The 3,583-nt window shown below is 53.5% G+C and carries 4 protein-coding genes and 1 pseudogene; all 5 read right to left on the reverse strand.

Translation table 11 applies throughout. From position 1 onward, the window contains the following. A pseudogene (locus C7386_RS13875) lies at positions 1-116 on the reverse strand (acryloyl-CoA reductase electron transfer subunit beta); the annotation flags it as partial. A gap of 21 nt (positions 117-137) precedes the next feature. Then, the gene (gene acrB / locus C7386_RS12965) at positions 138-938 is read right to left on the reverse strand and encodes an acryloyl-CoA reductase electron transfer subunit gamma (protein ID WP_116705712.1); all 801 of its coding nucleotides are present in this window, start codon (positions 936-938) and stop codon (positions 138-140) included. A gap of 21 nt (positions 939-959) precedes the next feature. Continuing rightward, the gene (locus C7386_RS12970; RefSeq protein ID WP_110435859.1) at positions 960-2,102 is read right to left on the reverse strand and encodes an acyl-CoA dehydrogenase; all 1,143 of its coding nucleotides are present in this window, start codon (positions 2,100-2,102) and stop codon (positions 960-962) included. Between the two features lie 397 nt (positions 2,103-2,499). Further along, the gene (locus C7386_RS12975; RefSeq protein ID WP_110435860.1) at positions 2,500-2,886 is read right to left on the reverse strand and encodes a MerR family transcriptional regulator; all 387 of its coding nucleotides are present in this window, start codon (positions 2,884-2,886) and stop codon (positions 2,500-2,502) included. A 436-nt stretch (positions 2,887-3,322) separates the two neighbouring features. Then, a partial coding sequence (locus C7386_RS12980) for a Gfo/Idh/MocA family oxidoreductase (RefSeq protein WP_367575351.1) occupies positions 3,323-3,583 on the reverse strand: 261 nt, incomplete at its 5' end.

The following is a 3,583-nucleotide window of genomic DNA, read 5'->3' on the forward strand; positions in this document are numbered from 1 at the left end:
TTGCGTGCCTCAGAGATCAGCTCGAGTACGGTCGGCTGCAGCTCGCCCTGGCGCTGCTCACAGAATACCCATACGCCGGAAAAATCGGCGAGGTTCGTATTATTGAAATCAGCCATTGTTCAGTATTCTCCTTCCGATTAAATGATGTGCTTCTTCTGAAGCTCAGCAACCAGCTCATCGCAGGTAGCCTTGTCAGCGCCCTCAAGCATCTTGCCCTGACCCTTCTGGGGAGGAGTGAAGGACTTGAAGATGTTGGTGGGAGAACCCTTCAGACCAATGGTGGTGGGATCGATCAGCGGATCGTCCTTCAGGGTGTTGTAGTCATAAACTGCGATCGGCTTATCGTAGCAGCCCATGATGCCCTTGATGGACATGTAGCGGGGCTCGTTCAGCTCCTTGATGCAGGTCAGCAGGCACGGGGTCTGGGTCTCGATGGTCATGTAGCCATCCTCCAGAGCGCGCTTAACGGTAACGGTGGTGCCCTCGATCTTTACGTCAGCAGCGTAGGAGACCTGCGGGATGTCCAGCTTCTCAGCGATCTGAGAACCAACCTGAGCGGTATCACCGTCGATAGCCTGACGGCCGCAGAATACTACGTCATCAGCGTCAACGCCATACTTCTTGATAGCAGCAGCCAGGATCTGGGAGGTTGCGAAGGTATCAGAACCGCCGAACTCACGAGCGGAAACCAGAATGCCCTCGTCAGCGCCCATAGCCATCAGCTCACGCAGCATGCCCTGTGCCGGGGGAGGACCCATGGTGATAACAACGACCTTGCAGCCGGTAGCGTCCTTCAGCTTCAGAGCAGCCTCAACCGCGTTCTTGTCGTCCGGGTTGATGATGGTAGCCATGGATGCGCGGTTCAGAGTGCCATCGGGATTAACAGCAACCTTACCGGAGGTATCCGGAACCTGCTTTACACAAACAATTGCCTTCATAGTTCAGTTTTCCTCCTATTCTTACTTACCGAGAATGTTACCGGAGATAACAACGCGCTGAATCTCGCTGGTGCCCTCGTAGATCTCGGTGATCTTGGCATCACGCATCATGCGCTCAACCGGGTAATCCTTGGTGTAGCCGTAGCCGCCGTGTACCTGAACTGCCTTGGTGGTGATCTTCATAGCAGCCTCGGAAGCGAACAGCTTAGCGGTTGCAGCGTCCACAGTGAAGCGGCCACCCTCAGACTTAGCAACAGCAGCCTTGTAGGTCAGCAGGCGAGCAGCCTCGATTGCAACATGCATATCAGCAAAGAGGAACTGAGTGTTCTGGAACTTTGCGATCGGACGGCCGAACTGCTCACGGGTCTTAGCAAAGTTGATGGACTCTTCCATAGCGCCCTCTGCGATGCCCAGTGCCTGTGCAGCGATGCCGATACGGCCGCCGTCCAGGGTCTGCATAGCGATCTTGAAGCCCTTGCCTTCTGCGCCGAGGAGGTTCTCCTTCGGAACGATGCAGTCGGTGAATACGATCTCAGCCGTCGGGGAGCCGTGCAGGCCAAGCTTCTCCTCGTGCTTGCCAACAGAGAAGCCCGGGAAGGAGCTCTCTACGATAAATGCAGAAATGCCTCTGGTGCCCTTGGACTTGTCGGTCATAGCGAATACTACGAATACGTCAGCAACGTAGCCGTTGGTGATGAAGATCTTGGAGCCGTTCAGTACGTAGTGGTCACCCTGCAGCTCAGCAACGCAGGTGCCCTTTGCAGCGTCAGAACCAGCGTCCGGCTCGGTCAGTGCGAAAGCACCTACCTTGTGGCCTTCGGTCAGCATGCGGAGGTACTTCTCCTTCTGTGCGGGAGTACCGTTTGCAATGATCGGGCCGCAGCACAGACCATTGTGGGTAGCGAGGATATCGCCAGTGGAAGCGCACTGCTTGGACAGCTCTTCGATAGCGATAGCGGAGGACAGGTCGTCAGCGCCTGCGCCGCCGAACTCCTCGGGCACGACCATGCCCATAACGCCCAGATCGAACAGCTTCTCGATGTTCTCGCGGGGGTAAGTAGAGGTTTTGTCGGTTTCCGCAGCGATGGGCTTAACTTCGTTCTCGGTGAAGTCATGCATCATCTGGCGAACCAGTTCCTGTTCACGGGTCAGATGGAAATCCATGTTCAAGTCTCCTTCTTGTTTGGATATTTATTGCCAAAGCCGGTAAAAACCGGCATTCCGCCTGTTGCAGACTGCCATTTGGTGCGGCAGGGAACCGCTTGCCCGTGTCTAACCGATCGATAGGGTGGTTCGGTTTGGAGCGGGTTTTGCACACTTTTTTGTTAAGTTTTTGTTCCGTCTACCAATATACCACACCAGATAGCAAGCGTCAACTGTCAATATTAACGGAATAAAGCAATAAATTTGGTAAATTATAAGGGATTGCACAAGCGGAATATTCTCAAAACGCGGGGTATGGTGATAAATACCGAAAAAAACGATGGAAACTGGTAAAAATACACAAATACACAGGGCTCTCCGGCGGGAGAACTCTGCGGTGGTGAAGTGTTGGTGCAGTTCAGTCTTTGGCTTTACCGCGCAGCTCGGGTTCTTTGGCGAGGCAGTTTCCGTAGTTTTCAATCTTGTGGTTGAGCCGCTTGAGCGTCTGCTGCATGGTGGCAATGCGTTCCTCGAGCTGGTCGCGCTGCTCGATCAGGAGCGCCTTGCGGGCGCCGATGGTGCTGTCGCCCTGTTGGAACAGAGCCACATATTCGATGAGCGCCTCAATTTGCAGACCGGCCGCACGCATACATTTAATAAACTCGATCCAGCTGCACGAGGTCTGGTCGTAATCGCGGATGCCGCTTTTGGTGCGCGGTACCGGCGGGATCAGGCCGATGCGCTCGTAGTAGCGCAGTGTGTCCGGTGTGATGTCGAATTGTCTGCTCACTTCTGCGATGGTCATGGGAGTCACCTTCCTTTGCCCTTAGTGTAGCACTTGGAGTGTACTCTAAGTCAAGGGGGAATTGAGAGTGGAAAATGGAGAATGAACGCGGCAGTTGACGGGTACAGGTTGATAAAATTGGTGTAATTCGACGAGAAACGGCGGGATGGGGTCATACCCCAGGGCACCTTCTCTTGCCCTTCGGGCAATTCACCTTGTCCCGCCCTACATGATACAATTTGTCAAGTTGCACGATTAAAATCGTAGGGGAGCACATTGTGCTCCCGCATCAATGTTAAATGCGTGCGGACATACGGTTATGTAATTGCAGTGAGTTGAATTTGATCATCGCGTTAATTTTCCATTCTCCATTCTCAATTTTTAATTACTGCAACAAAAAAGGAACCCTCTTTCGAGGATTCCTTTTCATGCAACTTTGGTTTGTTAAGCGGAGAAATTACTCCTCAACCTTAACGTATACGCCGCCGTTACGGCAGGACTCGGTAGCAGCCTTAGCCATGAGAACCGGACGCAGGCCATCGATAGCGCCGACAGCAGTCTCTGTATCGTTGTTGATTGCATCAACGAAGGAGATAACCTGGTTGATGAATGCCTGGTTGTAACGCTCGAGGAAGAACCACAGCGGCTTCTCGGAGTGAGCGCCGTCCTTGGTCAGTACGGTGGTGGTGTTCAGCAGGTCGTTGGCATCGGAAGCCAT

It is taken from the genome of Agathobaculum butyriciproducens, assembly GCA_003096535.1.
Classification (GTDB): Bacteria; Bacillota; Clostridia; order Oscillospirales; family Butyricicoccaceae; genus Agathobaculum; species Agathobaculum butyriciproducens.